The sequence below is a fragment of the Blautia marasmi genome (assembly GCF_900258535.1).
GTDB classification, from domain to species: domain Bacteria; phylum Bacillota; class Clostridia; order Lachnospirales; family Lachnospiraceae; genus Blautia; species Blautia hominis.
On record NZ_OIWX01000001.1, the window covers coordinates 383,552 to 409,154 of the forward strand.

General features: G+C 47.2%; 19 protein-coding genes. 3 read left to right on the plus strand and 16 right to left on the minus strand.

Annotated elements, in window-relative coordinates:
• Positions 1-5 precede the first annotated feature (5 nt).
• The 3 genes from C6P39_RS01630 to C6P39_RS28640 form a co-directional block, all read right to left on the minus strand.
• On the minus strand, positions 6-1,121 hold the full coding sequence (locus tag C6P39_RS01630) for a Gfo/Idh/MocA family protein (protein WP_104802551.1): 1,116 nt from the start codon (positions 1,119-1,121) through the stop codon (positions 6-8).
• Positions 1,111-2,496, minus strand: a complete 1,386-nt coding sequence (locus C6P39_RS01635) for an MFS transporter (RefSeq protein ID WP_242986864.1) — start codon at positions 2,494-2,496, stop codon at positions 1,111-1,113. The genes C6P39_RS01630 and C6P39_RS01635 overlap by 11 nt, the downstream gene beginning before the upstream one ends.
• A gap of 246 nt (positions 2,497-2,742) precedes the next feature.
• Positions 2,743-2,862, minus strand: a complete 120-nt coding sequence (locus tag C6P39_RS28640) for a DUF6783 domain-containing protein (protein WP_408608507.1) — start codon at positions 2,860-2,862, stop codon at positions 2,743-2,745.
• A gap of 8 nt (positions 2,863-2,870) precedes the next feature.
• On the opposite strand from C6P39_RS28640, the gene C6P39_RS28395 reads away from it, so the two are divergent.
• Positions 2,871-2,930, plus strand: a complete 60-nt coding sequence (locus tag C6P39_RS28395; protein WP_334293910.1) for a hypothetical protein — start codon at positions 2,871-2,873, stop codon at positions 2,928-2,930.
• Here the strand turns inward: C6P39_RS28395 and C6P39_RS01640 are convergent.
• The 13 genes from C6P39_RS01640 to C6P39_RS01700 form a co-directional block, all read right to left on the minus strand.
• Complete coding sequence (locus tag C6P39_RS01640; RefSeq protein ID WP_158661423.1) at positions 2,922-5,327, minus strand: GH39 family glycosyl hydrolase; 2,406 nt, start codon at positions 5,325-5,327, stop codon at positions 2,922-2,924. The genes C6P39_RS28395 and C6P39_RS01640 overlap by 9 nt on opposite strands.
• A complete protein-coding gene (locus tag C6P39_RS01645) occupies positions 5,278-6,324 on the minus strand; it encodes a GIY-YIG nuclease family protein (protein ID WP_104802554.1) in 1,047 nt (348 codons plus the stop codon). Before C6P39_RS01645 ends, C6P39_RS01640 begins: the two co-directional genes overlap by 50 nt.
• A 12-nt stretch (positions 6,325-6,336) precedes the next feature.
• Positions 6,337-7,386 carry a 16S rRNA (cytosine(1402)-N(4))-methyltransferase RsmH gene (gene rsmH, locus C6P39_RS01650; protein ID WP_095173746.1) on the minus strand — a complete coding sequence of 350 codons (1,050 nt, stop codon included), beginning with the start codon at positions 7,384-7,386 and terminating at the stop codon, positions 6,337-6,339.
• Between the two features lie 74 nt (positions 7,387-7,460).
• On the minus strand, positions 7,461-8,543 hold the full coding sequence (locus tag C6P39_RS01655) for a Gfo/Idh/MocA family oxidoreductase (RefSeq protein WP_104802555.1): 1,083 nt from the start codon (positions 8,541-8,543) through the stop codon (positions 7,461-7,463).
• Between the two features lie 12 nt (positions 8,544-8,555).
• Positions 8,556-8,936 carry a VOC family protein gene (locus C6P39_RS01660; protein ID WP_104802556.1) on the minus strand — a complete coding sequence of 127 codons (381 nt, stop codon included), beginning with the start codon at positions 8,934-8,936 and terminating at the stop codon, positions 8,556-8,558.
• 608 nt (positions 8,937-9,544) lie between these two features.
• Positions 9,545-10,435: an Rpn family recombination-promoting nuclease/putative transposase gene (locus C6P39_RS01665; protein ID WP_104802557.1), complete on the minus strand. Its 891-nt coding sequence runs from the start codon at positions 10,433-10,435 to the stop codon at positions 9,545-9,547.
• A 384-nt stretch (positions 10,436-10,819) separates the two neighbouring features.
• Positions 10,820-12,220 (minus strand): glycoside hydrolase family 32 protein, encoded by a 1,401-nt coding sequence (locus C6P39_RS01670; RefSeq protein ID WP_104802558.1) that lies wholly within the window; start codon positions 12,218-12,220, stop codon positions 10,820-10,822.
• A 38-nt stretch (positions 12,221-12,258) separates the two neighbouring features.
• Entirely contained in the window at positions 12,259-13,095 is an 837-nt protein-coding gene (locus C6P39_RS01675; protein ID WP_242986866.1) for a carbohydrate ABC transporter permease, read from the minus strand.
• A gap of 2 nt (positions 13,096-13,097) precedes the next feature.
• The gene (locus C6P39_RS01680) at positions 13,098-13,982 is read right to left on the minus strand and encodes a carbohydrate ABC transporter permease (RefSeq protein ID WP_095173732.1); all 885 of its coding nucleotides are present in this window, start codon (positions 13,980-13,982) and stop codon (positions 13,098-13,100) included.
• A gap of 208 nt (positions 13,983-14,190) precedes the next feature.
• Positions 14,191-15,528, minus strand: coding sequence for an ABC transporter substrate-binding protein (locus C6P39_RS01685; protein ID WP_095173730.1), 1,338 nt, complete (start codon positions 15,526-15,528; stop codon positions 14,191-14,193).
• A gap of 357 nt (positions 15,529-15,885) precedes the next feature.
• Positions 15,886-17,487: a response regulator gene (locus tag C6P39_RS01690; protein WP_095173728.1), complete on the minus strand. Its 1,602-nt coding sequence runs from the start codon at positions 17,485-17,487 to the stop codon at positions 15,886-15,888.
• Positions 17,462-19,288, minus strand: a complete 1,827-nt coding sequence (locus C6P39_RS01695; RefSeq protein WP_095173726.1) for a sensor histidine kinase — start codon at positions 19,286-19,288, stop codon at positions 17,462-17,464. Before C6P39_RS01695 ends, C6P39_RS01690 begins: the two co-directional genes overlap by 26 nt.
• A 7-nt stretch (positions 19,289-19,295) precedes the next feature.
• Positions 19,296-22,121, minus strand: a complete 2,826-nt coding sequence (locus tag C6P39_RS01700; protein WP_104802559.1) for a tetratricopeptide repeat protein — start codon at positions 22,119-22,121, stop codon at positions 19,296-19,298.
• Between the two features lie 562 nt (positions 22,122-22,683).
• On the opposite strand from C6P39_RS01700, the gene hutH reads away from it, so the two are divergent.
• Positions 22,684-24,234: a histidine ammonia-lyase gene (gene hutH / locus C6P39_RS01705; protein ID WP_095173722.1), complete on the plus strand. Its 1,551-nt coding sequence runs from the start codon at positions 22,684-22,686 to the stop codon at positions 24,232-24,234.
• A 19-nt stretch (positions 24,235-24,253) separates the two neighbouring features.
• On the plus strand, positions 24,254-25,600 hold the full coding sequence (locus tag C6P39_RS01710; RefSeq protein ID WP_095173720.1) for a YjiH family protein: 1,347 nt from the start codon (positions 24,254-24,256) through the stop codon (positions 25,598-25,600).
• Positions 25,601-25,603 lie beyond the last annotated feature (3 nt).

Below are 25,603 nucleotides of genomic sequence, written 5' to 3' on the forward strand. Positions count from 1 at the left end.
TCTCCTTAATCCAGTTTGATCTCTTTTCCTGCTTTTGCGGATTTATAAATGGTATCCAAAATCTGTGTCACAACAAATGCCTGTTCCGGTTTCACCAGCGGCTCTTTGTCCTCCAGGATCGCCTCCAGCCACTGTTTACACTCTTTCACCTCAGGGGAACCACCGCCGTTCCCCTCAAAAAATGCGATAGCACCTGTATCGGATATATGTTCCTCTGTGAGCAGACCGCCTGTGGTCTCATTGAATACCAGGTCATATCCCTCCTGGCTCATCCCGCCAACCATCTCCGCACCTGCTTTTGTCCCGCACAGGGTTGTGGCAGCTTCTCTGGAGTCTTTCACATTCAGCGCCCAGGCAGATTCCAGAAAAATAGTTGCACCGTTTTCCATCTTCACATATCCAAACGCAGAATCTTCCACCTGGAAGGTTTCCGGGTCCCAGGGACCGAACATATTGCCCTCTGCTGCCTCCGGCAGATGGCCTAATTTTTCAAACACGGAGCCTGTCACCGTGGCCGGTTTGTAGTTATCCATACACCAGAGCGTAATGTCAAGCGCATGGGTTCCGATATCGATCAGGGGACCGCCGCCCTGCTTTGCTTTATCAGGAAATACCCCCCAGGTGGGAACCGCTCTTCTTCTGACTGCATGGGCCTTTGCAAAGTAAATCTCACCCAGCTTCCCCTCGTCACAGGCCCGTTTCAAAGCCTGGGCATCTGTGCGGAAACGGTTCTGGTATCCAATGGTAAACTTCTTTCCGGATTTTCTCCAGGCATCCATCATCTTCTGTGCATCCTCGGTTGTGGCTGCCATAGGCTTTTCACATAATACATGTTTTCCCGCCTCGAACGCGTCTACCGTAATGGGGCAGTGTGCTACATTAGGCGTGCACACATGCACCACGTCGATTTCCGAGTCTTTTAATAATTCCTTATGATCTGTGTATACTTTTGCACCTTCTGCCCCGTATTTTTCTGCTGCTTTCTCAGCTCTTTCCGCCTGGATATCGCAGAATGCGACGATCTCACATTTGTCTGCCTGGGAAATAAGAGCCGGAAAATGTTTCTGGTTTGCAATCCCCCCGCATCCGATCACTGCTACCTGTAATTTGTTATTTTTCATGATTTATTTCCTCCTGTTTTGCTTTTTCTCTTAATTGTCCACGGATATGGTCCGCGTCTTTGTCACTCATTTTCCAAAGCAGACATGCTGCCGCTGCAAGGAAAAAGATAATAGCCGGAATCAGATTGACTACGATATTGATCCCTCTCATGGCCTGGGTGGTCTGCTGTGCATTGGCAACGTAACCGAAAAATCCCAAGAGAAGGACTCCCACCGCACCGCCGATGGCATTTCCTATTTTTGTTGCCAGTCCGTATGTAGCATAGGCGGTCCCGTCTGTGCGGATGCCTGTTTTCAGTTCCATATAGTCCACTGAGTCAGCCACCATGGAAAGTGTCATGGGAAAACCAACGTTGAACAGACCGAAGATCCAGCATCCGGCAAGTACCATTTTCATGTTGTCAAAGGGTGCGAAATAGATGACTAAAAGACCAATCCCCTGCACGATCATAGAGCCCATCAGCACATTCCTCTTGCCGAATCTCTTGGCTGCTGCCGGCACAAACAGGGAGCCTATAATGCCGCCGATGGATGGAATGGTCATGATCAGTGCTATCATGGTAAAAGAACCCAGACAGTAGATCACATAGTACGCTGTCACTGCGATCCTCCCCATAAATGCTGTCATCTGCAGGGTCATAATAAGGGTGACGATCATCAGATACTTGTTTTTGATCAGGTTGTTGATGGTATCTTTAAATGAAAATTTCTGTACGCCTGAGACCGGCTGAACATTCTCTTTTGCAGTGAAAAATACCATCAAAAACAGGGGAATGGATATACATCCGTAGATCACTGCTGTCATCATATATCCATGTTCGTCTGCCACCTCCGCACCGGCGCCTGAAAATTTCAGCAGCAGGGTGGCGGAACAGGCATTGACGATCACCATGCCAAGATTCATACCGATATTTCTTGATGTATTGATCTGGTTTCTCTGATCTGCATCCTCCGTCATGACGCCTGCCAAGGCCCCATACGGGATGTTCGTCAACGTGTATATCATTCCTGCCACAATATAAGTGACTGCCGCCCAGATAATTCCTGCTTTGGAACTTCCTCCAAAGGGATTGGTAAACGTCAGCACTCCCATAATTGCCAGAATGGGACAGCCAAACGCTATGTACGGCCTGAAGCGTCCGAATTTGGAGCGTGTCCTCTCAGCTATAGCCCCCATCATGGGATCATTCACCGCATCCCAGATACGTGCCCCCATCATGATCACGGAAACAACAACCGGTGCCAGACCTACCACATCCGTATAAAACACGGTCAGATAGGAACCCACAAAGGTCCAGACAAACTGCGATGCCAAATCCCCAAATCCGTAGCATATGACTGCCGCCTTAGATGCTCTTTTCTTATATTCCATCATTTTTCTCCTTTTCAGTAATGAGCCTGCATAACCCGGTCTGCCCGGCTCCAAGAGATATCTCTGTATTTCATGGTTTAACTATACAGGCTTTTTGGCATCCGTACCTTTCTCTGGTTTCGTATAATCGGTCGTTTATTGCGTCTTCCTCTTTTCTTTTTCCTCAGTTGCAACAATCGTAGTATATATGTTGCACTAAAACACCTCAAAACAGCCAGCCCATAAATTTTATGGACTGGCTGTTTCTGTCTAAGAGCATGTTGGGAAATTGCTTTCGGCAAGCTGTGCGTCGCGCTTTGTGGGAAATCTGGCCCCAATGAGGGAGGCGCAGCGGGCTAGGTTGACCGAATTGGGGCAAATATACCGCAAAGTGGGGCGTGCAGATTGTCGGAATGAGTTTTCAAACACGCTCCAGAGCATGTTCTTCCTTATGCTAGATCCTGATAGATATGGATCATGGAAATCTCATGTTCCTGTAAAGTCACATCAAACTGCAGTCTGCCTTTTCCCGTTTCTCTTTTCTCCATACTCAGACCCGGAATGCAGGTTTCCCGTAAATACTTTACATCACTGCCGTCCAGGTCATTTTCATACTGGAATCTCTTCCATTCGCTGAGGATACTGCCTTTCTCCCGGTTGACTGTCCGCCTTTTGATAATAAATTTCTCATTGACAGGCATATCCTCCAGCTCGATCTCCAGCTTAACGGGCTGGTCATCTTCAAATATATCTGCCAGCACTTCCGGATTTTGAATGTTTTCGTCCCGCAGAAAATAGTTACTGCTATACCATTTGAAATTAAAACAGATCATATAGTAGCTCTGTTTTCCTTTTCTGGTGATAATATAATGGTCTCCCTTAGAAAGAAGCGTATCCCCCAGTTCATTCATAAACTGAAGGGCAAAATATGCGGGTTTGCGTATACTATCCTTTGTGAGGATCCCGCTGCCGCCGTTTGCGATCCCTACGGTATCATAATAGCTGCTCACCCAGTCAGACCCCATCCAAATACTGATCAGATCCACCGAATCCCCTATCTCAGACAGCTTTCGCGCGATATAGGCGGCCCGGAAGCAGCTGTCATTGAGATAATTTCTGTTTGAGATGGAATTATTCCACTCTGTGATGTAAAGCTTGCATTTTGGAATATCCAGACTGTCCAGGATCTCCCGCATCATCTCTATCTGCTCTGTTTCAAAGTTTTCTCTCACTGCCCGTTTATATACAATAGTTCCGCCCGTCTCCTTCGTCTCATAGGGAAACAGGAGAAATGACACAAAATCCGGCACACAGTCATGTTCCACACAGAGCGTCAGAAATCTCTTCAAAAACACCTGGTCTTTTTCAATGATCCCCATAGGCCCGCCAACCTGGGCATCCTTTACAACAGACTTTATCACTCCATATGCATACCGGAAGACCCGGAAATAATCATATCCCTCCCCCTGGTAATAAGGGCTGTTCCGCTCATGGTTACTGTCCCTGGAAAGTTCAAAGATCCACTGGCTGACTTCCTCCTTGCCATAACGTTTCACGATATGGTGGATAAAATCTTTCAACTGAGCTTCCCATATTTCCCTGGACCCAAAATCAATATATTCCTCCTCATAGAAAATGGACTGCCCTTCTGATCTGATGGCCGTGTCCGGTCTTCTTCCCAAATCCAAAAACGGCAGCGCGTGGTGGGATACCAGGAAATCCAGAACTACATCCAGTTTATCATAATTATAACCACCAATCCTTTTTCCGTCGCTTATCATCAGCTTCCTGGAAAATACATTCCAAACTCTCACATACCCAAATCCAAGCTGTTCCATCAGATGCAGCGTATGATACTGCAGGTTTGCCAGTGTCAGGTTATATACAGAGCCAATGTTCAAAACTTTGTTCCAATTCTTTCTGTAAGGAGCCCCCTGCTCCGCATCCACAGCCACAGAAATTCTGCCTGCCGGGGAAAGCCTTTTTTCTCCTATTTGTCTTTCCTTCAATTCCCGGAGCAGTTCTTCCCGCAGTTTCCTGTCCCGGTCTTCTTTTTCCTGTGCCTGTGCTTTTTTCTGGCGCCTGTAATCCGAGGGAGACAGTCCGTAAATATCACGAAATGCTTTGTTGAACACAGAGGGGTTGGAGAAACCGCAGTCCACAGCTATCTTGGTAATATTGCTGTCTGAATACAGCAGTTCCTGCATGGCATACCTTACACGGACATTTTTCACATAATCTGCGAAATAGATACCTGTCTGCTTCTTAAAAAAACGAGACAGTGTGGCGGTGGATACAAACATACGCTCTGCCAGTTCAGACAGACTCAGGCTGTACCGGAAATTTCTGCTCACATACTGAAAGATCTGCTGCAGCCTTACATCATTGTCCGCTTTGCTCATATTTTCCATATTACTGTTCAGCCGGTAGTTCTCAATGAGACAATCCAACAGTTTAAACAGCAGACTCTTTAGGAGGCATTGGGTGCTGTGCGTCTGTTTTACATACTGATACATCAGTTCTCTGCATATCTTTCTAAGCTCTTCATAATTGCGCTCTGTATCATTCACACTGTTGCATGTAAAGATGCAGTTTTCATTTTCCATGACCTCTGACAGGATCTCATAAGAATATCTGACACAGCAGAAGATGGTATCCTGAAAGGCCTCCAGGCTGTGGGTAACCCCGGAATTCATCAGGATCAAATCTTCTTTTTTCAAATGATACCGCTTATCCCTGATCTCCGCAGTCATATTCCCTTCGATGACGAAAATAAGTTCCATCTCCGGATGAAAATGTGCGGACTCATGGATACCTTTTACTATTTTCAGATTCCGGTCCGTGTTTGTGCTCATATGGTTCCTCATTTCTGTTTATGTCTGCTGTGCTTTTTCCTATGTAAGTAATGGCTTTTTCATCTGCCTCTGAAAGTTCCGTATATACAATAGAACGGTAATCCACGCTTTCTTTTTCCGATATCTGCTGCTCTGTACCGTCTGCTGTCTTCTCTGTTTCCTTGATCAACCGGTTTCTTTGGCGCCTGCTATTCTCCATGGTTTTCCGGGAATGGATGACCAGTCCGTTCCGGATATAGAACAGTTTGTACCCCTCCTCCAGTGCCACCGTATAAATGATATCCCTGCTTGTCAGCTCCCGGTAAGCATGCAGGCCTTTATCCAGATATCTCAGTTTGTCCGCCAGATCCCGGTACCGCACTGCCATCTCAAACTTCTGTTTTTCTGCGGCGCTGTGCATATGGTTTTCCACAGTCCGCAGAAATGCCTGCATCACAGAGGGGTTTTCACATATTTTCTGCAGGATCCGGCGGTTAGAGAGAAAACGCTCCTCTGACAGGCTCTCCGGAAAAAGGTGGTAGGAAAAGTCTATCCCCTCCCCCTCTCTTTCCTCCAGCGGATACAGGTTCTGCATGCTATCCACTAGCTCTTCCAGGCTCCTCCGGCTCCTCACCGGTCCGTAACTGTTTTCTGTCTTTGTATAACTGACTGCCAGAGGGCTTTTCCTCCTGTCCGTTCCCAGTTCCAGATACACATACTTTTCATCTGACTTCATGATGACATTAAAATAAGGGCGTATCTGCTTGATCAACCTGCACTCCAAAAGCATTGCCTCCAGGTGTGTATCCGTTACCGTATAATCCATATCCCGGATAAAGGGAGACATTTTTTTCGCTTTCTCCCACTTGGGTTCCGGTGCAAAATAAGAGCTGACACGCTTCTTTAAACACTTGCTCTTTCCAATATAGATGACCCTGCCCTCTGCGTCCAGCATTTTATAAATACCGGGGGCGTCCGGGAGTTGTTTCAGCTTCTTTTGTATGATGTCTGTCAGCATGATCTTTTCCTGTTATGCTTTGATGGCCCAGCGCATTTTCGTAGACCTTGCCCGTGGATTTCTTCTGCATTCTTCCGCGGACGGCCGGATGACTTCTGTGGCCGTTTCTCTGTATATCCCTGCCTTACTCAACTGCTTGAAGGATTTTTTTACCAGTCTGTCTTCCCCTGAATGGAAGGTCAGGATTGCCGCACGCCCGCCTTCCGCCAAAACATCCGGCAGTTTTTCCAAAAATGCTTCCAGCACTTCAAACTCACTGTTCACATCTATCCGCAGCGCCTGAAAGGTCCTCTGGCAGGATTTTTTCACTGCCTCCTCCCTCTCCTTTTCAGGGACGCGGCACAGCGCTTTCTCTATCACTCCCCGAAGCTGTGTGGTGGTGGATATATGGTTCCCTTTTTTTGATTCCTGCATAACAGCTCTTGCGATCTCCTTTGCAAAAGGCTCGTCTGCATTCTCTATGAGCATTCCCTCCAGTTCTTCCTGGGTCACTTCTTCCAAACGCTGTGCAGCGGAAACGCCCTTTTCCGGGTTCAGCCTTAAATCTAAAGGACCGTCTGTTTTATAAGAAAATCCACGGTCCGGATTGTCTATCTGCATGGAGGATACGCCCAAATCTGCCAGAACAAAGTCAAACTTTCCCGCCTGCTCTGCCACCTGGTCAATGTCCGCAAAATTTTTCTGCAAAATGGTCAGGATCTCCGGGCCATACCCTTTTTTCTGCAGCCGCGCCCTTGTCTTTTCCATCTCAATGGGATCCACATCCAGAGCATAGATATGGCCTTTGGACTGCAGGCAATTCAGCATTTTTGACGTATGGCCGCCATACCCCAGGGTGGCATCCAGTCCCCGCTGTCCAGGCTGTATCTGCAGAAAATCCAGGACCTCTTTTACCATGATGGAGATGTGCATTCCTGCCGGCGTACTGCCTTTTTCAATGACCTTTTGGATGGTATCCGCGTATTTTTCAGGCTGCAGTTCTTTGTACTTTTCTTTATAATTTCTTGGATGAGTGCCTTTGTAGCGGACACGGCGCTTATGCTGCTGTTCTTTATTTTCCATTGCTGTGTCTCCTTCTTGAATCTAAAATGGAAAGGATCTTCACGCTGCCCGCGTGATACTTGTCATGACTTCCTTTATCGTCTCTTTGCCCAGCTTGGGCTTTCTGTCTTCACGCTTTTCCCGGATTTTATGGCATTTCGGATCATGCAGTCCAGATACTGGTCCTGGCAGCCCTCCTCCAAGGAGTAAAAGCTCTCCCCACCGCATACATATTGGTGCATTTTCCAGACTGCATCCGCTACGGCGATCTCCTCGTCACTGAGCCTTGGCCTTTTGAACGGGTTGGTGTACAGCCATTCTCCTGCTGCCTGTATCCCCTCGATCACAGGGGCACCCAGCCCCTCATCTATCCCTGATCCACTTCTCGTCATGGTGTATTCTACAGGGGTTTTGTAATCTCTCAGACAGCGGATGGTATTGTTTTCGATTTCTCCTCTATCTCCCCGGATCAACACTCTGCTGCCACGGATCTTAGAAAAATACTGTTCCTCCGTGAAATCAAACACACCCCATTTCCCGCCAAAATCAAGCACTGCAAACTGCTGTTTTTCCTGTACGATGTGCTCTTTCTCAGGGTATCCGTCTCGTCCCGGGCCTTCCACAATGGGATTCGCAAATTCCCATGCCCTGATCTCGCAGTTTTCAAACCCCACATCCAGATATTTCCTCAGAAGACTGACCCCATGGTACCCATGTCCTACGGAAATCTGCGCCTGCGTCACACAGCCGATCCTCCCGGATCGGATGACTGCCAGCCTTGCCATATGGGCAGGCCGCAGCCAATACTGCTCTGCAAACTGTACCCTGGAAGGTTCCTTGATCTTATGATAATATTCTTCAATAGCGTCCACACAGTCCAGTGCAAAGGTTTCACTGAGCACATAAAACCCCAGTTCCGAAGCCCTTGCAAGCATCTTTGGCATCACCCCGGGTGAAAGACACATAACCAGGAATTCCACCTCATCTCTGCACACTGCCATAGCATCCAGATCCGGCAGAACTTTAACACCCCACTGCTCTTCCAGTCGTTTCCCTTTTTCCTGGTTCCGCTCCACCACAATGCTGACCTTTAAAAATTCCGGAAGTTCTTTTGCTGCTCTCAGGAAAAATTCAGCCCTCCAACCAGCGCCCACGATTCCAAATACTGCTCTCCTCATATATGTCTCCTCCTACAGAATCTCACAGAATTCAATCCTCTCCTTGTTCGGCCCTTCTATAATAAAGAATTTTATTCCTTTTTCCCAGAAAGGAAGGCTGTTGATTCCAGGTGTGAGCATGGTATACCCCTCCTCCTTCATTTGCAGGTATAGCTCTTCCACATGTTTTGTATCAAGGGCAAAATGGTCCACACTGCCGTCACGCCCCAGAGCGGCGCCGTTTTCATAAATCTCCAGTGTCAGGTTCTCATATCTGAGAAAAACCACAGTCTCTTTTCCGTTCTTTACCTGATAAATGTTTTCAAACCCCAATTTCTCGTAGAACTCCAGACTTTTTTTCATATTATTTGTTGGGATTCCGATGTGCTGCAGTCCTGTTACATGATTTTTCATCCGATGTATTCTCCTTTTTTATGTGATAGGGTAACTGTTCAGTATCCTCACAGTTACAGGCAAAAATCCATGCAGAATCGCCTTTGGCGATGGGATCTTTGCTTGGCCGTGGTACACTTTCTTACAGTCAGCGCAATGAATGCGCAGACCTACTGAATCGTTACGTGATAGGTTACTGTTCCCTCTGTGATGGGCAGCGTGATGGCCTCACAAACTTCCTATAATGTTTGGCGCTTCTGCATATATCAGGATTGAGTTCTATGATTTTGCAGAACACGCATTCATGTAGTTTTATACTATCATATTTCAGGGAAACTGGCTATTAGAATTCCTCTGTCTGTTATTTGAATCTATGATCGTAACTATCCAGTAGGTCTGCGCATTTACTGCACCGACCGTAAGAAAACCTTGAGCTGCTAGCAAAAATCCCATCGCCGAAGGCGATTCTGCATAGATTTTTGCCCGTAACTGGGAAGGTACTGAACAGTTACCTATGATTGATTGTAGGATTGGTTTTATGCCTGATACGGCATAGATTTGTAAGACAGGGTGCTGCAGGCAGATGATATGCCTGCAGCATCCACTTTTATACTTTTTAGAAAAGCTGCTTAGATTTTATCCATTTCTTTCACAAAATCCGCCATGGATTCCGCGCGTGCTGCCAGTTTCAGATATTTTAGAAGAATATCCATATCCTGCTCTTTCAAAATCTTATTCCTGAGTTCCTCAGATACCGAACCTAAATCCTGCAGCAGAAGCAGAACGGATTCCGCTTTGCCTTCTGCTTTACCTTCCAGCTTACCTTCTGCTTTGCCTTCCAGTCTGCCTTCCGCTCGTTCGTCTTTCAATAACTCTTCCAGCAACATAAACTTCTCCTCCATTTCCCGGCTGCTCCTGACATGTTCCATAAATTCCTGGATCTTTCGGATAAAGTCATCCTGATAATCCCGGACACTGTCTGTTAGATCAGCCTTGACAAATTTAAGAAATTTAACCAGCTTTGTTGGTACCTCCGACTCATTTTTTCCGCAGGTACTTAAAAAAATGGTGGTACTGCCGTCCGCAATGGGTAACCCTGTTTCCGCACAGGTGTTCCGGATGGTGTAGCGGTATTTTTTCTGTCCGAATGGGTCAAAATCGCAGATAAAGATCACGTAGGCTGCGGGCAGTTCTCTGTAGTCCTCTCCGATCAGCAGCAATTCCATATCCATTTGACTGTGATAGTATCTTGCTCTTTTTTCCATATGGGATTTTCGGGCAACCTGCATTTCTACATTATAATGAGTCCTGTTTTCATCCCGGGCGATAATATCAAGCCGTATACCACGGTATTCCGGATGGTAGATCATGCTTTTCTCTTTACTGATCTCCACCTTTTCAATGGGAAACCCCACTGCCATTTCCAGGAAATCACGGCAGATCTCCTCATTTACCATTACTGCGCCAAACATAAAATTATCTTTAAATAAGAGTTTTGCCAGTTTTCTGTTTTGATTCATACGTCTCCTCCGCACAGGCAGAGGAATTCTTGTTTCATTATACCATATAGAAGTCAGCATATGCAAATTATTTATGATAAATTAACTACTGATCTGCAACAGTTCAGACAAGCTGAACTATTACACATCCAACCATAAAAAATCTCTTGGCGATGGGCTGGATACCTGCCGGCACTACTTTTTCATACGGTCAGCCCAGTATATGCGCAGACCTCTATGGACTATTTCAAACATCCAGCCATTAAAAACCGCTTCGCGATGGACCGGATGCTTACTGCCACAACGCATTCATACGGTCAGCGCAGTGAATGCCCAGACCTGTCTGAACGGTTACACTGGCACAACTGCTGCTTTGGAGAGATTTGCACCGGAACTGCGCAGATCTTATTTTTCTTTCCCCGACAACCCTCTGGCAATGGAGATATTACTGACCTCCACTGTACCGTCCGTCACAAATATACTCAGTGCATCCCCCAGTTTTTCATAGATTCTGCTGTTAAGAGCCACCCCATTCACATATAAGGTCACTATGGTGTCATCCAGTATCATCCGCACATGATAAGTTTCACCTGCCTGAAGCGTAATAGGGCGTTCCAACCCGATGTTCATACATCCGAACCAGGGCCAGTTTGGATTCTTTTCAAAGACATACTTGTTTTCCCCAACCGGGAAGATAAACTGATAAGACTGTGCCGTCTCCTCGTTTTCCAGTACCCGGATCCCAAATGACCGGGTGTCTTCTGAAAAGGTAATGTCCGCTTCAAAAGAGTACAGGTCACCACATTCTTCTGCAAGTACCTTCTCCATTCTGGCATAAGGACTTTCAAGCCTCACATCCGGGATACTCTCCCGTGTTCCGAATGCCTCCCATACGGTATCCGGTATCCTTACCCCTAAGCTCCCGTCCTGACGCTGATATACCTCATGGGCCACAAATGTGCCTGCCCACTCAAAATTTTTCCTGTCATCACAGTCCTCTTTTGTGGGCACCCAGCCAAACAGGATCCTCTGCCCGTTCAGACAGAAGGTTCTTCCCGCATAATACGCCCTTCCGTCAAAGGCATCATCCACGGGCGCGATCCACGGGCCGTCAAGGCTTCTGCTCATACGGTAGATGATCTTATTTTTATCGCTGTACTCGGAGATGATATGATACCACCAGTCTCCTATTTGAAACAGATCCGGCATTTCATGCATGGTATACAATCCTGGTGCCCAGAAGTCACCTTTAAATTCCCAGTTCTTCAAATCCTTTGAAGTAAATTTTACGGTGCGCCCTGTCTGCTCTGTTTTTGGTCCGATCTTTCTGGCGCCTAATATGAGCAGGTATTCCTGTGCCTCCTCATTCCAGATGACAAAAGGATCTCTCCAGTCATCCGGATCATACCCATCCTGGGGGCAGAACGTGAGTGCTTCCTGTGTCTTTGTCCAATGATAAAGGTCATCACTCACTGCGTGCATCAACACCTGGGAGGCCTTTCCCTGTGCCGGATAATCCCGGTTATAGCCTGTATAAAAGATGTGGAACTGCCCTTCTGCCTCAAACACACTGCCTGCAAATATAAACTGGTCCTGCTCCTCGTCGGTTCCCCGCGGCACAGCCACACCGCAGTCCTCATACTTCACAAAATCTGAAGTGACAGCCAGGTCCCATCCGAAGGGTTCTCCGAAAGGGCCGGGTTTTCTGGTATCTCTCTGGTGGTAAAGAAAAAATTTGTCCTTATACCCAAAAGGCATGCAGTCACCAAACCAGGTTTCCGGAAATTGATAGTAAAGCTTATTCATATTAAAATCCTCTCTTTCTCATAGTAAGCGGTACCGTGTCAGCCCTTGACCGCCCCGGCGGTCAGTCCGCTCAGCATATATTTATTGGTAAAAAAATAAAACAGGAACGTTGGCAGCACTGTGACCGTGATAGCCGCAAACGTGGCGCCCCAGTCTGTAGTCCCCATAAATCCCACAAAGTCATTCAGCCCCAGTGTCACGGTCTTCATGTCCGTAGATCGGGTAAAGGTATAGGCATTGATGAAGTCGTTCCAGGTAAATACCCCCTGCATGGTAGCCACAGTCAGGATGGAATTCGTAGACATGGGAAAAATGATCCGGAAGAATGTCTTCATGGGCGTACAGCCGTCAATGATGGCAGCTTCCACAATCTCATCCGGCAAAAATTTACTGAAGGAGTAAAAAAGCTGGATCGAATAGGAAAGGGAAAATGCAATCTGCGGAAGTATGATTGCCGGATATGTATTTAACATGTTCATTTTACTGAAGATCGTAAACAGGGGAATCAGCGCCACTTGAAATGGCAGCATCAGTCCCAGAAGGAAATAGGAAAGTATTTTTTTATTTCCCTTAAATTGGATCTTGCTCAGAGCAAATCCCGCCATAAAGCTTATCAAAAGCAGTGGGACCAGCACACCTACCGTAATGATGATGCTGTTCTTAAAGTAAGTCAGCATGGGGCTTGTGGTAAATACTTTGATATAGTTGCTGAAATCAACTGCTCTCGGCAGGGCATAGGAAGCCAGGTGCCTAAAGTCATCGGTTGTCTTCATACTGGACATGATCACATAAAAGATCGGATATACCTGGAGGACCAGCAGCAGCCCCCCTGCCAGCAACTTACATCCGGTAAAGAAATTCTTTTTTGTCCTCATATTCATGCTTCCTCACCCCTTTCCGTAACTCTCCTGAATACAAACCCAACCAACAGACAGATCGCCACGATCGCCATGGCAACTGCGCTTCCATATCCGTATTTCATACTGGAAAATGCCTGTTTATACATATATGTGGACATAAGCTCCGATGAATTGCCGGGTCCTCCTTTTGTCAGGAGGAAGGAAATATCAAAGGAACGCAGAGATCCGTTCAGCACCAGTACGCAGTTGGCAATGATAACAGGCCTGATATACGGAATCTTCACATGTCTGTAAAGCTGCACCACATTGGTGCCGTCCATGATCGCAGCCTCCTCCAGTTCCTTCGGAACACCGATAAGCGCTGCATAAAAGATAACCATATAAAGTCCCAGATATTTATAACCTTCCACAAAGGACGCCACCAAAAGAGAAAGGGAATCATTGGAGATCCACTCCATATAGAGAAGATCCGCATTGAAAAATCCCAGTACAGAATTGATCACCCCGGGCGGTGTCACGGACAAAAGCTTTGTAAATATCTGGCAGATGGCCACGGAAGAGATCACCACAGGCACATAATACAAAGTCTGCAGACCTGCTCTGAATTTTGTCACCCTGCTCAAAAAAATGGCAAACAGCAGTCCACCGAATACCTGTATGAGAACACAGATCACTGTGTAGATCAACGTGTGTGCAACGGTTGCCCAAAAGGTGGGGTCATTTGTAAATAACTGGGTATAATTCTGCAGTCCCAGAAAACTCTTTTCTCCTACTCCGCTCCAGTCAAAAAGGCTGTAATATCCCGCCCAGACAACAGATACCACCACAAACAATGTGTACACAAGAAAAGCCGGCAGCAAGAACATCATAATTACTTTTTTACGTCCAAATGATTTTTGCATAATATCTTCCTTTCTCTGTCATGCGCCGAAAAACATAACCGTTCTGCCATTCCCTTCGCGACGGCCGGATGCCTGCTGCCGCCACGCCTTCATATGATCAGCGCTGTGAACGCGCAGACCTGTCTGAACTGTTGCAAACAAATATGCATTTCAGCATTTCAAGACAGAAAAGGAGACAGGCACCGGAAACACCTGTCTCCTGCAATTCTTATTTACTGTTATTGATAATGAACTGGTCTGCTGCCGCCTCGAAATCTTCAGGCGTTTCCTTACCCTGTGCCAGTTTCTGCTGCTCATCTACCAGATTGGTAAGGGTAGCGGAATCCAGCTTGTCATCCCAGGACACCCAGGCGTCCGTAGCGGTCTCAAACAATGGCTGCAGATCATAGAACATCTGGTCTAAGCCCTCTGGGATCTCATCATTGAAAGGTGAAAAGACTTTAGCATCGTTATAACAGGAATCCGAATAATTTTCGCACATATACTGGAAAAATTCCTTCATAGTATCATCATAGGTCTGGGCATTGAAGGCTGTTCCGAACCCGCCGTGAATGGGGATATTGGTCTCCATATTCTCCTGGCCTTCCACATCCGGTACCGGGAAAAATCCAAGCTCACCTTTGCTGTACATCTCACTTGCCTGTGAGATCTGTCCGGATCCGCTGTACCACATACAGCCTGTGCCGCCAAAGAACAGATCTGTGGCTGCGGTGTAGTCTGTGCTCAAAAATCCGCCCTGGAAATATCCTTCTGTTCCCAGTGTGTAAAGCAGATCCACACCCTCTTTAGCTGCTGTATTTTCAGAGAAGGTCTCCTTTTGGCCAATGTAATCCATAATAAACTGGTCTTTTGTCATACGCCACGGCGCAAAAGAGAGATATCTCATCAGCTGCCAATTCTCTTTTCCTGCCACAATAAGCGGAATCTCTTCCTTCTCCTTTAATGTCTGGCAGACATTCAGGAAATCATCCCAGGTTTTCGGCACCTCCAGATCATATTTCTCAAAAATATCCTTTCTGTACAGGAAAAATTCACAGTTCAGACTCTCCGGAAACAGATATACATTTTCATCCTCAGCATCCTTGAAAAAGTCATACACAGCCCCATTCATATCATCTTTCATGCCGATACGTTCCAGTTCGTCCCCAATATTCACAATGGCATTAATGTCCTTTGCCGCTTTGGACAGGGCACCATTGGCACAGCCGTAAATGTCAGGCAGCGCATTACTGTTGATATAAAGCTGAAGCTTTGTCACATAGTCCGCATCGCTGCTCACAAGCTCAAATTCAGGTGCTTCCAGCCCTTTCTCCTCACTGAAATCTGTCAGCAGCTTTTTCAGGATTATGTACTTTGTGGATGTCTCACTACAGCGGAGAAGTGCGGTTATCTTCTTCCGCTCCCCGGATGACTTCTCCCCTGCATCTGAAGTTTTCTTTCCCGACTCTTTGGTCTGGGAGCTTCCTTCCCCTCCGCACCCTGCGAGCAGTGTGGAAACTGCCATCACTCCGGCCAGTGCCAGTGCTGCGATCTTTTTTACTTTCATACTTTTCCTCCTTTGAAATACCATTTCTTTGTTGTTATGTAACTGTTCAGTACCCTCACAGTTACAGGCAAAAATCCATGCAGAACCGCCTTTGGCGATGGGATTTTTGCTTGGCTGCGGAATGCTTTCTTACGGTCAGCGCAGTGAATGCGCAGACCTGCTGAATCGTTACGTTGTTATGCTTATATTATAAATTTCTCCGCAGAAAATCCATATGCAAAAATATGGTAAAAACCGGACATATGGAAACGAAACCATAAAAAAAATGCGCACTCCTGCTTTTGCTTGTGCGCATTTTTTCTATTTCTGTTATGCCCCATTCTGCACTGGCGGTCTTGTTTCCGGCCGGATGGAGCATCATATTCTGCGGTATACATTGGGAGTCACCCCATATTTTTTCTTGAATACCCGGATAAAATAGCTCAGGTCATGGTAGCCCACTAATTCCGCCACCTCGTAAATCTTATACCTGTTCTCTGAAATAAGCTGTTCTGCCTTTACAAGTCTGCAGTCCAGCAGGATTTCCAGAAAGCTTTTCCCTGTGTTGTTCTTCAGCAGCCTGTTGATATATGTCTTGCTGATCTTAAAATACTCGGCAAGGAAATCCAGGGAAAGATCCTCCCTGTAATGTTCCTCTATATATTTTAAAATACGCTGTGCTGTCTGCTGGTTCCGGTCCAGTTTCACCCCTCTGTTCTGGTCCGCCAGAAAACTCAGGGACTTTTTCAGATAGTCCAGCAACTCCCGCCTTGTATGGCAGGAAAACATCTTCTCAATACTCTCGGTCAGTACGGAGGTCTTTTCCACAGCGGACCGGAATTTCTGGGATTCGTGGCCAAGATACTGAAAACAGCTTATCAAAAGCTCCATGGCAGCATACCGCATAACATCCAAATCATCACAACCCTCGAATATCTGTCCCGCAAAATTCTTAGCGGTCTCAATATTTCCTCTCGCAACTTCCGAAAAAAGCCGTTTCCGCTCTCCCTCTGTGATGTTCCAGGTATTTATCTGCACATCCGCCACATCTGTATATTCCAGAATACTGGATCCTTCCCCCATATACACGCACTGCTCACAAGCTTCCACGGCCTGCTTGTAAGACATATTTACAGAATAGGGGTCTGTACGTGCGAGGCTGATCCCAAAAGATATCTCCCCCATGGTGATATCCTTTATATTTTTCTGAATTTCCTCACAGGCCTGCACACAGTGGCTGACACAGTCCCTGCCGTCCACGGATCTTGGATAGACCACAATAAAACAGTAACCCAGAGTATCTGTCTCGGAATACACCTGTACACTGGTCTGTCTTAAGGATTCCTCACAGATATTGCATACCACAAAATCGTATAGTCCCGGTTCCATATCCGCTGCCTGCCCGCCTGCACAGTTCTGCATACGGGCATAGACAAACACATACTGCTCCATCCTGATGCCCAAAAGTTCCATACGCACAGCCATATCCCCCGGGTCCCGCAGCCTGCCGTATATTAGATCAGAGATGAGCTTACTCCTCACCAGGGGCAGGGTCTGCTGGTATTTCTTACGCATTTCCGAATCATCTTTTTTCTTCTTATTGCGCAGGCGGATGCGGCTGCAGACTTTTTCGATCACTGCATGCATCTCTCTGAAATTCACAGGTTTGAGCAGGTACTCGCAGACCCCGATACGCAGGGCCTGCTGTGCAAAAGAGAAATTATCATAGCCTGTCAGCAGGATGATCTCTGTGTCCGGATCCTCCAGTTTTATCTGCTTGGAAAATTCCAAACCATCCATTCCCGGCATTTTTATATCACTCAGTATAATATCCGGATGATGCTTGGCTGCAAGCGCCAAGCCCTCTGCCCCATCCCCTGCGCTTCCCACCACACAGCAGCCGTAAGATTCCCAGGGGAAAGAACATAATCCATCCAGTATAATATATTCATCATCAAGAATCAGAACTTTCAAGTCCATTTTCAGGTCTCCTCTCCACTAAATTTTCTGCACGTGCATAGACTTCCTCCGGGTCCATCTGAAAGGGGATCCGTATCGTGATACAAGTCCCCTCCCCCGGGCTTGACCGGATGGTCAGTCCATACCCTTCTCCGAACAGGTATTTCAGCCTCTGGTGCACTGCGTAGACACCCAGCCCTGTATGGGCGGTATTGATATCCTGCCTGTCTGTGCTGCCCGGCTCCATGAGGAGTGCCTTTCTGGTCTCCTCTGTCATTCCCACGCCTGTGTCAGATACGCAGATCAGAACGGTTTCCCCTTCCCTGTGCCCTTCCACCGTAAGCTCCGCTTTCTCTCTGCTCACCTCAACACTGTGCACAATGGCATTTTCCACCAGGGGCTGTATGGTAAGCTTGGGAATGAGCTGCTGACAGATTTCAGGATCTATATCAAAAATCACCTCGAACCGGTCACGGTACCGCGTCTTCTGGATATAAAGGTAATCTTTCACATACCGAAGCTCTTTTTCCACGGTAAAAACAGCTTCCTTATTACTGATACTGATACGGAGCAGGCTGCTGACTGCACTGACCATATCGCATATATCATCCTTGCCTTCTTTATGGGCCATCCAGTTGATGGTATCCAGGGCATTATACAGAAAATGGGGGTTGATCTGGGCCTGGAGAGCCTTAAATTCCATTTCTTTGTTCAATACACGGCTGTGCGCAATCTCCTCCAGCAGTTTTTCCACCTTCTGAATTGTAGAGTTAAACACCTGGTTCATCTCACCGAATTCATCCTTCCGCTCCTCTTCCAGACGGACTTTGAAATCCCCGTTTGAAAACTTTTTCAATGCCCCCACCGTACTTTTGATAGGACGGACAAGAACATAGGACATGATCCCTGATAAGGCAAGGCTCAGCAGAATGCCCAGCACTGCCGCCACAGCGGTTCCGGTCTGCAGCGGCATGATGGATTTACTGATCTCTTTGTCCGGAAGGATCCCTATGGTTTTCCAGCCTGTGTACTCTGAGACCTGATATACCACCTGATAAGCGGCGTTGTCCATTTCATACCGAAAGGAATCATCCCATTTTACAAACAGATCGTCCGCCCGGTCTGTTAGTTCTGATCTCTCCCCCAGTATGATCTCATTGTTGTCATCCAAAAGGATCATCTTTCCTGAGGACGCGAAATCCACATTGTGCTGTATGCGCTCCAGGGCTGACAGGCGGATGGAGGTGCGCAGGACTCCCAGGGACTGCATGGACAAAATGTCCTTGATTTCCTTCACCGCCTGCAGACTGCCGCTTGTCCCAATGTCATTGACACAGACGATCGCGCCCATACCTTCCCGGGCTGTCTGCTTTAATTCTTCCGTATTTGGCAGATCCGGCGCCTGATAGAGAATGGAGCAGAAATATTCCTTTCCGTTTTCTCCGTATATCTCCATGTCTTCCATATGGATACTGTTGAACATCTGGACCATCAGCCGTTTTAATTTTCTGGTTCCGCTGTAATATCCCTCCTCGTCCTCCCCCGGCCTGCCGTATATGAGCTCCTCCTGCACCGTAGGATTAAATGCCAGATAATCCAGCTTATTATATACTAATTTCATGAACGAATCGTAATTCTCGGATATCTGCTTAATGGTCTCCTCTGTCTGCATCACTGTCTTTTTAAGAATGATCTCAGATGCGATATAGTATGTAATGCCTCCTGAGATCAGAGATATGAGCAGTGTGACCAGCAGGCAGGACAAGAACATCTTGCCGAAGATCCGCATATCCTTCATTCTTTTTTTGATCTTTGGTATCATTTTTATCTCACCTCAATACTTTTGCCGCCTTCAGTCTGGCTCTTGTCTCCTCCAGCATCTTAAGTTCCTCCGCTGTCATATCCTTCTGTGAAAATATCTCGGCCATACGGAAATGTTCCAGCGCTTTGTCCTCCTCGTTTCTGGACAGGGCGATCACGGACATACAGCATTCCCCCACCGAACGGAGCCAATAGGTACCGAATTCCTCGTAGATCCTGGCACTTTTCTTAAAATACCGCTCTGCCTCCTCATACTTCCCCTGCAGATACAAAATATAGCCGTAATCTTCATAGAACAGATCCAGGCTTTTTATCACCCGCTTTTCCAGGCAGAGACAAATTGCTTTCTCCATGATCTTTCCGGCCTTTTCATATTCTCCCCGCCGCCTGTAGATAAGGGCCAGATAATCATAAGCACCGGCCACATTAAAATAATTGGCCCGTTTCATCTTCGGACTTTCAAATAGCTGGATAGATAAGAGCAGCAGATGTTCTGCCCTGTCATACTCTCCTTTCAGAATATTACAGTACCCCTCCAGCCGCAGCAGCACCCCTCTTTCTCTGGCATACGCGTTCAGGTTCTCTGTGGATTTTGCTTCCTTCAAATACTTTTCCATCCATTCCACACTGCCTTCCTTCAGGCCGTAGCAGATCAATTCCACATAGCCTTTCAAGAGCATATCCGTCCGCTCCAGCTCCCCGGCACGATCCATCATCTTCTGGATACACACGATCCCCCGCTTCCGTTTGCCGTCTCTGGTCAGGGAACGACCCGCAAGAAAATCAAGCACCATATGGAGTTCCTCATAATTCCGGAATTCCACCTCATCTTCCATGGCTTCCAGGCGCTGGGTATATTCCTCCATATCCTGGTAGATCCTCTCCCTGTCAAGCCTTATACTGTTTCTTGTATCCTCGTCATTGACCACTGTGGGAAAAAATTCATCATAATAGTCCAGCACATACTGCAGATGCATAATGTCATAGTAAAGCTTCTCATATTCACAGTCTGTAAAACTGTAATGGTACCGAAGTTCGGACAAATAGAAATATATGCTTCTGTTCTTTTGGTATATCTTTTCATAATACCGGATCGCCAGTTTGTGCAGTTCCAGGCGTTTAAACTGGGAAGTGCGCTCATAGATCATGTCCCGGACCATTTTCTCCCGTATCTTCAGCATTCTGCGCTTTCCTCCGCCTGTCTCGGCAAGCAGCCTTCTGCGCATGAGAAAATCCAGGATCTTCATTACCTTCACAGAGTTCTCGTCCAGAATACTGCCAAGCTGCTGTACATCCGTACCGTGCTCCATCACGGACAGATATTCCAGATACTCATACTCTTCCTGGCGGAAACCGGAAAACATCCTCTCCAGGGTTCTCTCCGTCTCCGGCAAAAACTGAAAATATTCTTCTGCCCCCACACGGATATTTTCCGCCACATCCTTCAAAAACCTGAGATTTCCTCCGGTATATTCATAGATACTGCGGGAGGACAGTTTTTCCGGAAACTTTTCTTCCAGTGCGTCCACCAGATACGCCCTGCTCTCCTCCTCTGTCAGATGATGCAGTCTCACCACCCGGACCCGTGAGACAGACTCCAGACGCGCCAAAAGCTGTGGCTGCGCCTGAAAATTCGGACAGTATTCCATTAGAATAAAAAAATCCCTCCTGTAACGCTCAAAAAAACAGGAGATAAGCAGGTTGAGACTCTGCTCATCCACAGACTCCATGTTTCTGAGAAGCAGAATATGATTGCTGCCCTTTCTTCTCACAGCCTTCATCATGGTTTCCAAACGGTTCCTGTAACAGATGTCACTGTTCCCTCCAAAAAACTCCATATTTTCCTGAGGAAGGGCAATACGGCACCTATCACAGATCTGCTCCATGACTTTCTCCAATGCCAGATATCTGACCTGCTGGTCTGATACCTGAAATTCCACGGAGATGACTTTGGTATCCATACTCTCTATAAAAGTTTTCAGAACCATGGATTTCCCCATGCCCACACTTCCGCAGAGAATACAGATATCCGCCTCCTCTCTGCGGCTGTACTTAAGATACTCCTTTGAAAGTTCTGCCACAGCCTGCAGGTGTCCTCCGTAGAGACAGCCGTCCCCTTCCTCCCGCCGCCTTTTGCGCATGAACAAAATTTTTTCGTACTGGTCTTTTGTGCGCGGTTCCGGCTCCACACCCACGTCTTTTCTCAGCGCCTCCGCAAAACCGCCATAGACCAGCACCGCCTTATTATAATCCCCCCGGGCGGCGTAAATCTGCATCAGCGCGCAGCAGGCCATTTCCTGATAGGGGTCCAGCAGCAGTATTTTCCTTGCATATCCCTCCGCGGCTGTGAAATCCTCTCTCTCCATACACTTTTTCATAGCCGGCAAAAAACGGTCCACAAACAGTTTTTCGTATACGTTCTGCATACTGCTCACCCATTTTTCAAATCCGGCACAATTTTTCAGATGAAATTTGTCCAGGAAACAGCAGCTCTCCATCTGCAGCAGATATTTCTCTCCGTTGTCCATGAGAAATACATCCGTATCCCTGGCGATCTCCACCGCCGGGTCCAGCTTAATATACTCCTTTCCCATGGTGACCAGCACCCCGTCCCCCAACAGGGTGCGCAGCTTATACAGACTGTTCCGCAGATTGCGTCTTGCGCCCTCCTCACTCTGTTCTTCCCAGAACAAGGCTGCCAGCTCGTCTCTGGAACAGCCCTCATTAAAAAGAAGATATAAAAGCAGTGCCTGGATCTTTTTCTGCGGAATCATCACATGGGTGCCATCCCTGATGATCTCAGGTTTTCCCAAAAAACGAACTGTAATTTTCATCTCTCCGTCTTTCCCCTTTACTGATAAAATTCATGCCCCATAAACTTTGTTAATTTTTTCGCATTTAGATATCTGCCTTACATTATATCTGAATTTTCTCATTCCGTAAAGGAATCATGCAATCGTCATCCTAAACATCTCCTCCCTTTTTACTTTTTCTTGTTAAAACTTTAATTTGTGCATAATGTCAAGTCGAAAAGTGACGATAAACTGACAGAAGCAGTCTATAATAAAGAAAAGTAACTGTTCAGTACCCTCACAGTTACAGGCAAAAATCCATGCAAAATCGCCTTTGGCGATGGGATTTTTGCTTGGCTGTGGTACACTTTCTTACGGTCAGCGCAGTGGATGCGCAGTCCTGCTGAATCGTTACAAAGAAAGGTAACTGTTCAGTACCCTCACAGTTACAGGCAAAAATCCATGCAGAATCGCCTTTGGCGATGGGATTTTTGCTTGGCCGTGGTACACTTTCTTACGGTCAGCGCAGTGGATGCGCAGTCCTGCTGAATCGTTACAAAGAAAGCATATATGAAGAAACTATATAAAAAGAGGAGGATTTTTTATGCAAACCGTAATCATTACAGGCGAGACCTTAACCTTGGATGAATTGGCAGCAGTCTGCCGTTTTCATGCTCCCGTAGAACTGGACAAAGAGGCCATGGAGCGCATCCGTGCTTCCAGAAAGATCATTGACGATTTTGTAGAACGTGAGGAGGTCGTATATGGCGTTACCACCGGTTTCGGCAAATTCAGTGATGTGGTCATATCCAAAGAAGACTGTGTGCAGCTTCAAAAAAATGTCATTATGACCCATGCCGTAGGCGCCGGTGAAGCATTTCCCACAGAAGTGGTCCGCGGTATCATTCTGCTGCGTCTGAACAATCTGGCGAAAGGCTTTTCTGGTGCGCGCCCTGAGACCGTGGAAACCCTGGCAGCCATGCTGAACAAACACCTGCATCCCGTCATCCCGCAGAAAGGCTCTCTGGGCGCCAGCGGTGATCTGGCTCCCCTTTCCCATATGGTCCTTCCTATGATGGGTATGGGACTTGCCGAATACGAGGGGCATATTTATCCGGGCAGGGAGGCAATGGAAAAGGCAGGGATCCCTGTTATTGATCTCCATGAAAAAGAAGGGATCGCGCTTATCAACGGTACACAGGTTATGACCGCAGTGGGTGCGCTCACCGTATACGACGCCATCCGGCTGATAAAATACGGGGACATTGCAGCAGCCCTCACCTTTGAAGCTCTGAACGGCATCACCACAGCCCTGAAACCGCAGGTTCACCTCACCCGTCCTCACAAAGGACAGATTGACACAGCCCGCATTTTAAACGAACTTCTGGAAGGAAGCAAAATGACTACCGAACAGGGCGAGCTGCGCGTTCAGGATCCTTATACCCTCCGCTGTCTGCCCCAGATACACGGTGCTTCCAAAAATGCCCTGAATTACATCATGGAACAGATCGAAGTGGAAATGAATTCAGTCACAGACAACCCCATCATTTTCCCCCAGACCCAGGAAGTCATCTCCGGCGGAAACTTCCACGGACAGCCTATGGCCCTCACCTTTGATTTTCTCGGGATCGCTGTGGCTGAACTTGCTGATGTGGCTGAACGCCGCATTGAACGCCTGGTCAACCCGGCCCTCAACTACGGACTTCCCGCATTTTTGGTGGAAGGCGGCGGGCTGAATTCCGGCTATATGATCGTGCAGTATTGTGCTGCTGCCCTGGTTTCTGAGAATAAGATCCTGGCACACCCGGCCTGTGTGGACAGCATCCCCTCCTCCGCCAACCAGGAAGATCATGTATCCATGGGCACCATTTCTGCCCGGACAGCCCGGGATATTGCGGATAATGTCCGCCGTGTGCTGGCTATGGAAATCCTCTGTGCCTGCCAAGCTATTGATTTGAGAAGCCGGTCCGATGCAGGCAAAAAAGGAGTGCTCGGAAAGGGGACAAAAGCAGCTTATGACACGGTGCGGAGCAAAATCCCCTTCTATGACAAAGACCGGGAGCTTTACCCTGAGATCAATGCCTGCGAGGAACTGCTTGCTGATGACAGCCTGATCGAGGCAGTGGAGACCGCCTGCGGCCCGATCACCTTTTAAAGAATAAAGGAGTTTAATTATGGAAAATAAGACAGCATATAATTCAAGTGTCAAAATACGTTTTTTCATCTGCAGCATAATCGGCGTTTTCCTTTTCTTTGTTACCATTCCTTATAACGGAAACAAAAAAGTACCTATGGTACATATCATGGATATCATTCAAAACGCCCTGGGGCCTAAGGCCCAGTACATTTTTGTTATGATTTCCTGCCTGGCAGTGCTGGCAGCCAGCATCTATGTAAAATACGGAAAAAATGTGCCCGGGATCCTGAAAAGCACCTATCAAAAAGACAATCTGTTTTCCTATTTTACCTATGGCACAGCAGCCATATTCAGTGTTATGGCCATTTTCCAGGTGGGACCTGCCGCTATCATCGACCCGGAGATCGGTGAAACCTCTTTAAGTATAGCCGCGGACTCTTTCTTTGCCATTATGGTAGCCGGAACTCTGGTAGCCTTTATCACAGAATTCGGTTTTCTGGAATTCCTGGGCAAACTGCTTGAGCCTATTATGCGCCGTGTGTACAGGGTGCCCGGTAAATCCGCTGTGGATGCCATCTCTTCCTTTGTGGCAGCTCCCGCCGCCGGCGTTATGATCACCAATGATCTGTACCAGAAAAAAGTATACACAGCAAGAGAAGCCAGTTCCATCACCACCAACTTCAGTATCGCCAGCCTGGGCGGATTTGCCTTCCTGTCTTCCATAGCCGGAATAGAAAACCTCTACAGTGAGGTGGTTCTGGCGGCATTCATCTGTGTATTTGTACTGGCTGCCATTATGATCCGTATCCCTCCTCTGTCCAAAAAACCGGACACCTACATTGACGGCACTGCACAGACAGAGACCCAGAGAAAACCGGAACACTACAGCAGCAAAACATTTCCGGCAGCATACCGGGACGCCCTGGAAAAATCATCCGGAACGAAATTTACTGTATTTTTAGAACAGTTAAAATCTTCTTTTATGTTCGGCATCAAAGTAAATGCATTTATTGTATCTCTTTCTGTCATCTGCCTTTTAATTTTTAATTATACGCCCATTGCCAAATGGATCGCCATTCCCATGGCTCCGATCTTAAGCCTTTTAGGCCTGCAGGACGCACAGCAGATCGCTGCCTCCTCTATTGTGGGAATCTTTGCCCTATCCATACCGGCTACCTTGATCAAAGGCAAAGCTGTGGCTGCGGCCAGTGCATTTTTCGTAGTTGTACTGTCCACATCACAGATCATATTCTTCACGGAAAGTGCCAATGCCATGCTGGAATCTGATATTCCTGTGGGCTTCGGCGACCTGGTAAAAATCTTTTTCATCCGTACCATTATCCTGATTCCGATGGTAGCGCTGATGGCTAAAATACTGGTGTGATCG

Coding starts and splice junctions, on each gene's coding strand:
- C6P39_RS01630 (WP_104802551.1), bottom strand. CDS start 1,121: ATGAAAAATAACAAATTACAGGTAGCAGTGATCGGATGCGGGGGGATT.
- C6P39_RS01635 (WP_242986864.1), bottom strand. CDS start 2,496: ATGATGGAATATAAGAAAAGAGCATCTAAGGCGGCAGTCATATGCTAC.
- C6P39_RS01640 (WP_158661423.1), bottom strand. CDS start 5,327: ATGAGCACAAACACGGACCGGAATCTGAAAATAGTAAAAGGTATCCAT.
- C6P39_RS01645 (WP_104802554.1), bottom strand. CDS start 6,324: ATGCTGACAGACATCATACAAAAGAAGCTGAAACAACTCCCGGACGCC.
- rsmH (WP_095173746.1), bottom strand. CDS start 7,386: ATGGAAAATAAAGAACAGCAGCATAAGCGCCGTGTCCGCTACAAAGGC.
- C6P39_RS01655 (WP_104802555.1), bottom strand. CDS start 8,543: ATGAGGAGAGCAGTATTTGGAATCGTGGGCGCTGGTTGGAGGGCTGAA.
- C6P39_RS01660 (WP_104802556.1), bottom strand. CDS start 8,936: ATGAAAAATCATGTAACAGGACTGCAGCACATCGGAATCCCAACAAAT.
- C6P39_RS01665 (WP_104802557.1), bottom strand. CDS start 10,435: ATGAATCAAAACAGAAAACTGGCAAAACTCTTATTTAAAGATAATTTT.
- C6P39_RS01670 (WP_104802558.1), bottom strand. CDS start 12,220: ATGAATAAGCTTTACTATCAATTTCCGGAAACCTGGTTTGGTGACTGC.
- C6P39_RS01675 (WP_242986866.1), bottom strand. CDS start 13,095: ATGAGGACAAAAAAGAATTTCTTTACCGGATGTAAGTTGCTGGCAGGG.
- C6P39_RS01680 (WP_095173732.1), bottom strand. CDS start 13,982: ATGCAAAAATCATTTGGACGTAAAAAAGTAATTATGATGTTCTTGCTG.
- C6P39_RS01685 (WP_095173730.1), bottom strand. CDS start 15,528: ATGAAAGTAAAAAAGATCGCAGCACTGGCACTGGCCGGAGTGATGGCA.
- C6P39_RS01690 (WP_095173728.1), bottom strand. CDS start 17,487: ATGGACTTGAAAGTTCTGATTCTTGATGATGAATATATTATACTGGAT.
- C6P39_RS01695 (WP_095173726.1), bottom strand. CDS start 19,288: ATGATACCAAAGATCAAAAAAAGAATGAAGGATATGCGGATCTTCGGC.
- C6P39_RS01700 (WP_104802559.1), bottom strand. CDS start 22,121: ATGAAAATTACAGTTCGTTTTTTGGGAAAACCTGAGATCATCAGGGAT.
- hutH (WP_095173722.1), top strand. CDS start 22,684: ATGCAAACCGTAATCATTACAGGCGAGACCTTAACCTTGGATGAATTG.
- C6P39_RS01710 (WP_095173720.1), top strand. CDS start 24,254: ATGGAAAATAAGACAGCATATAATTCAAGTGTCAAAATACGTTTTTTC.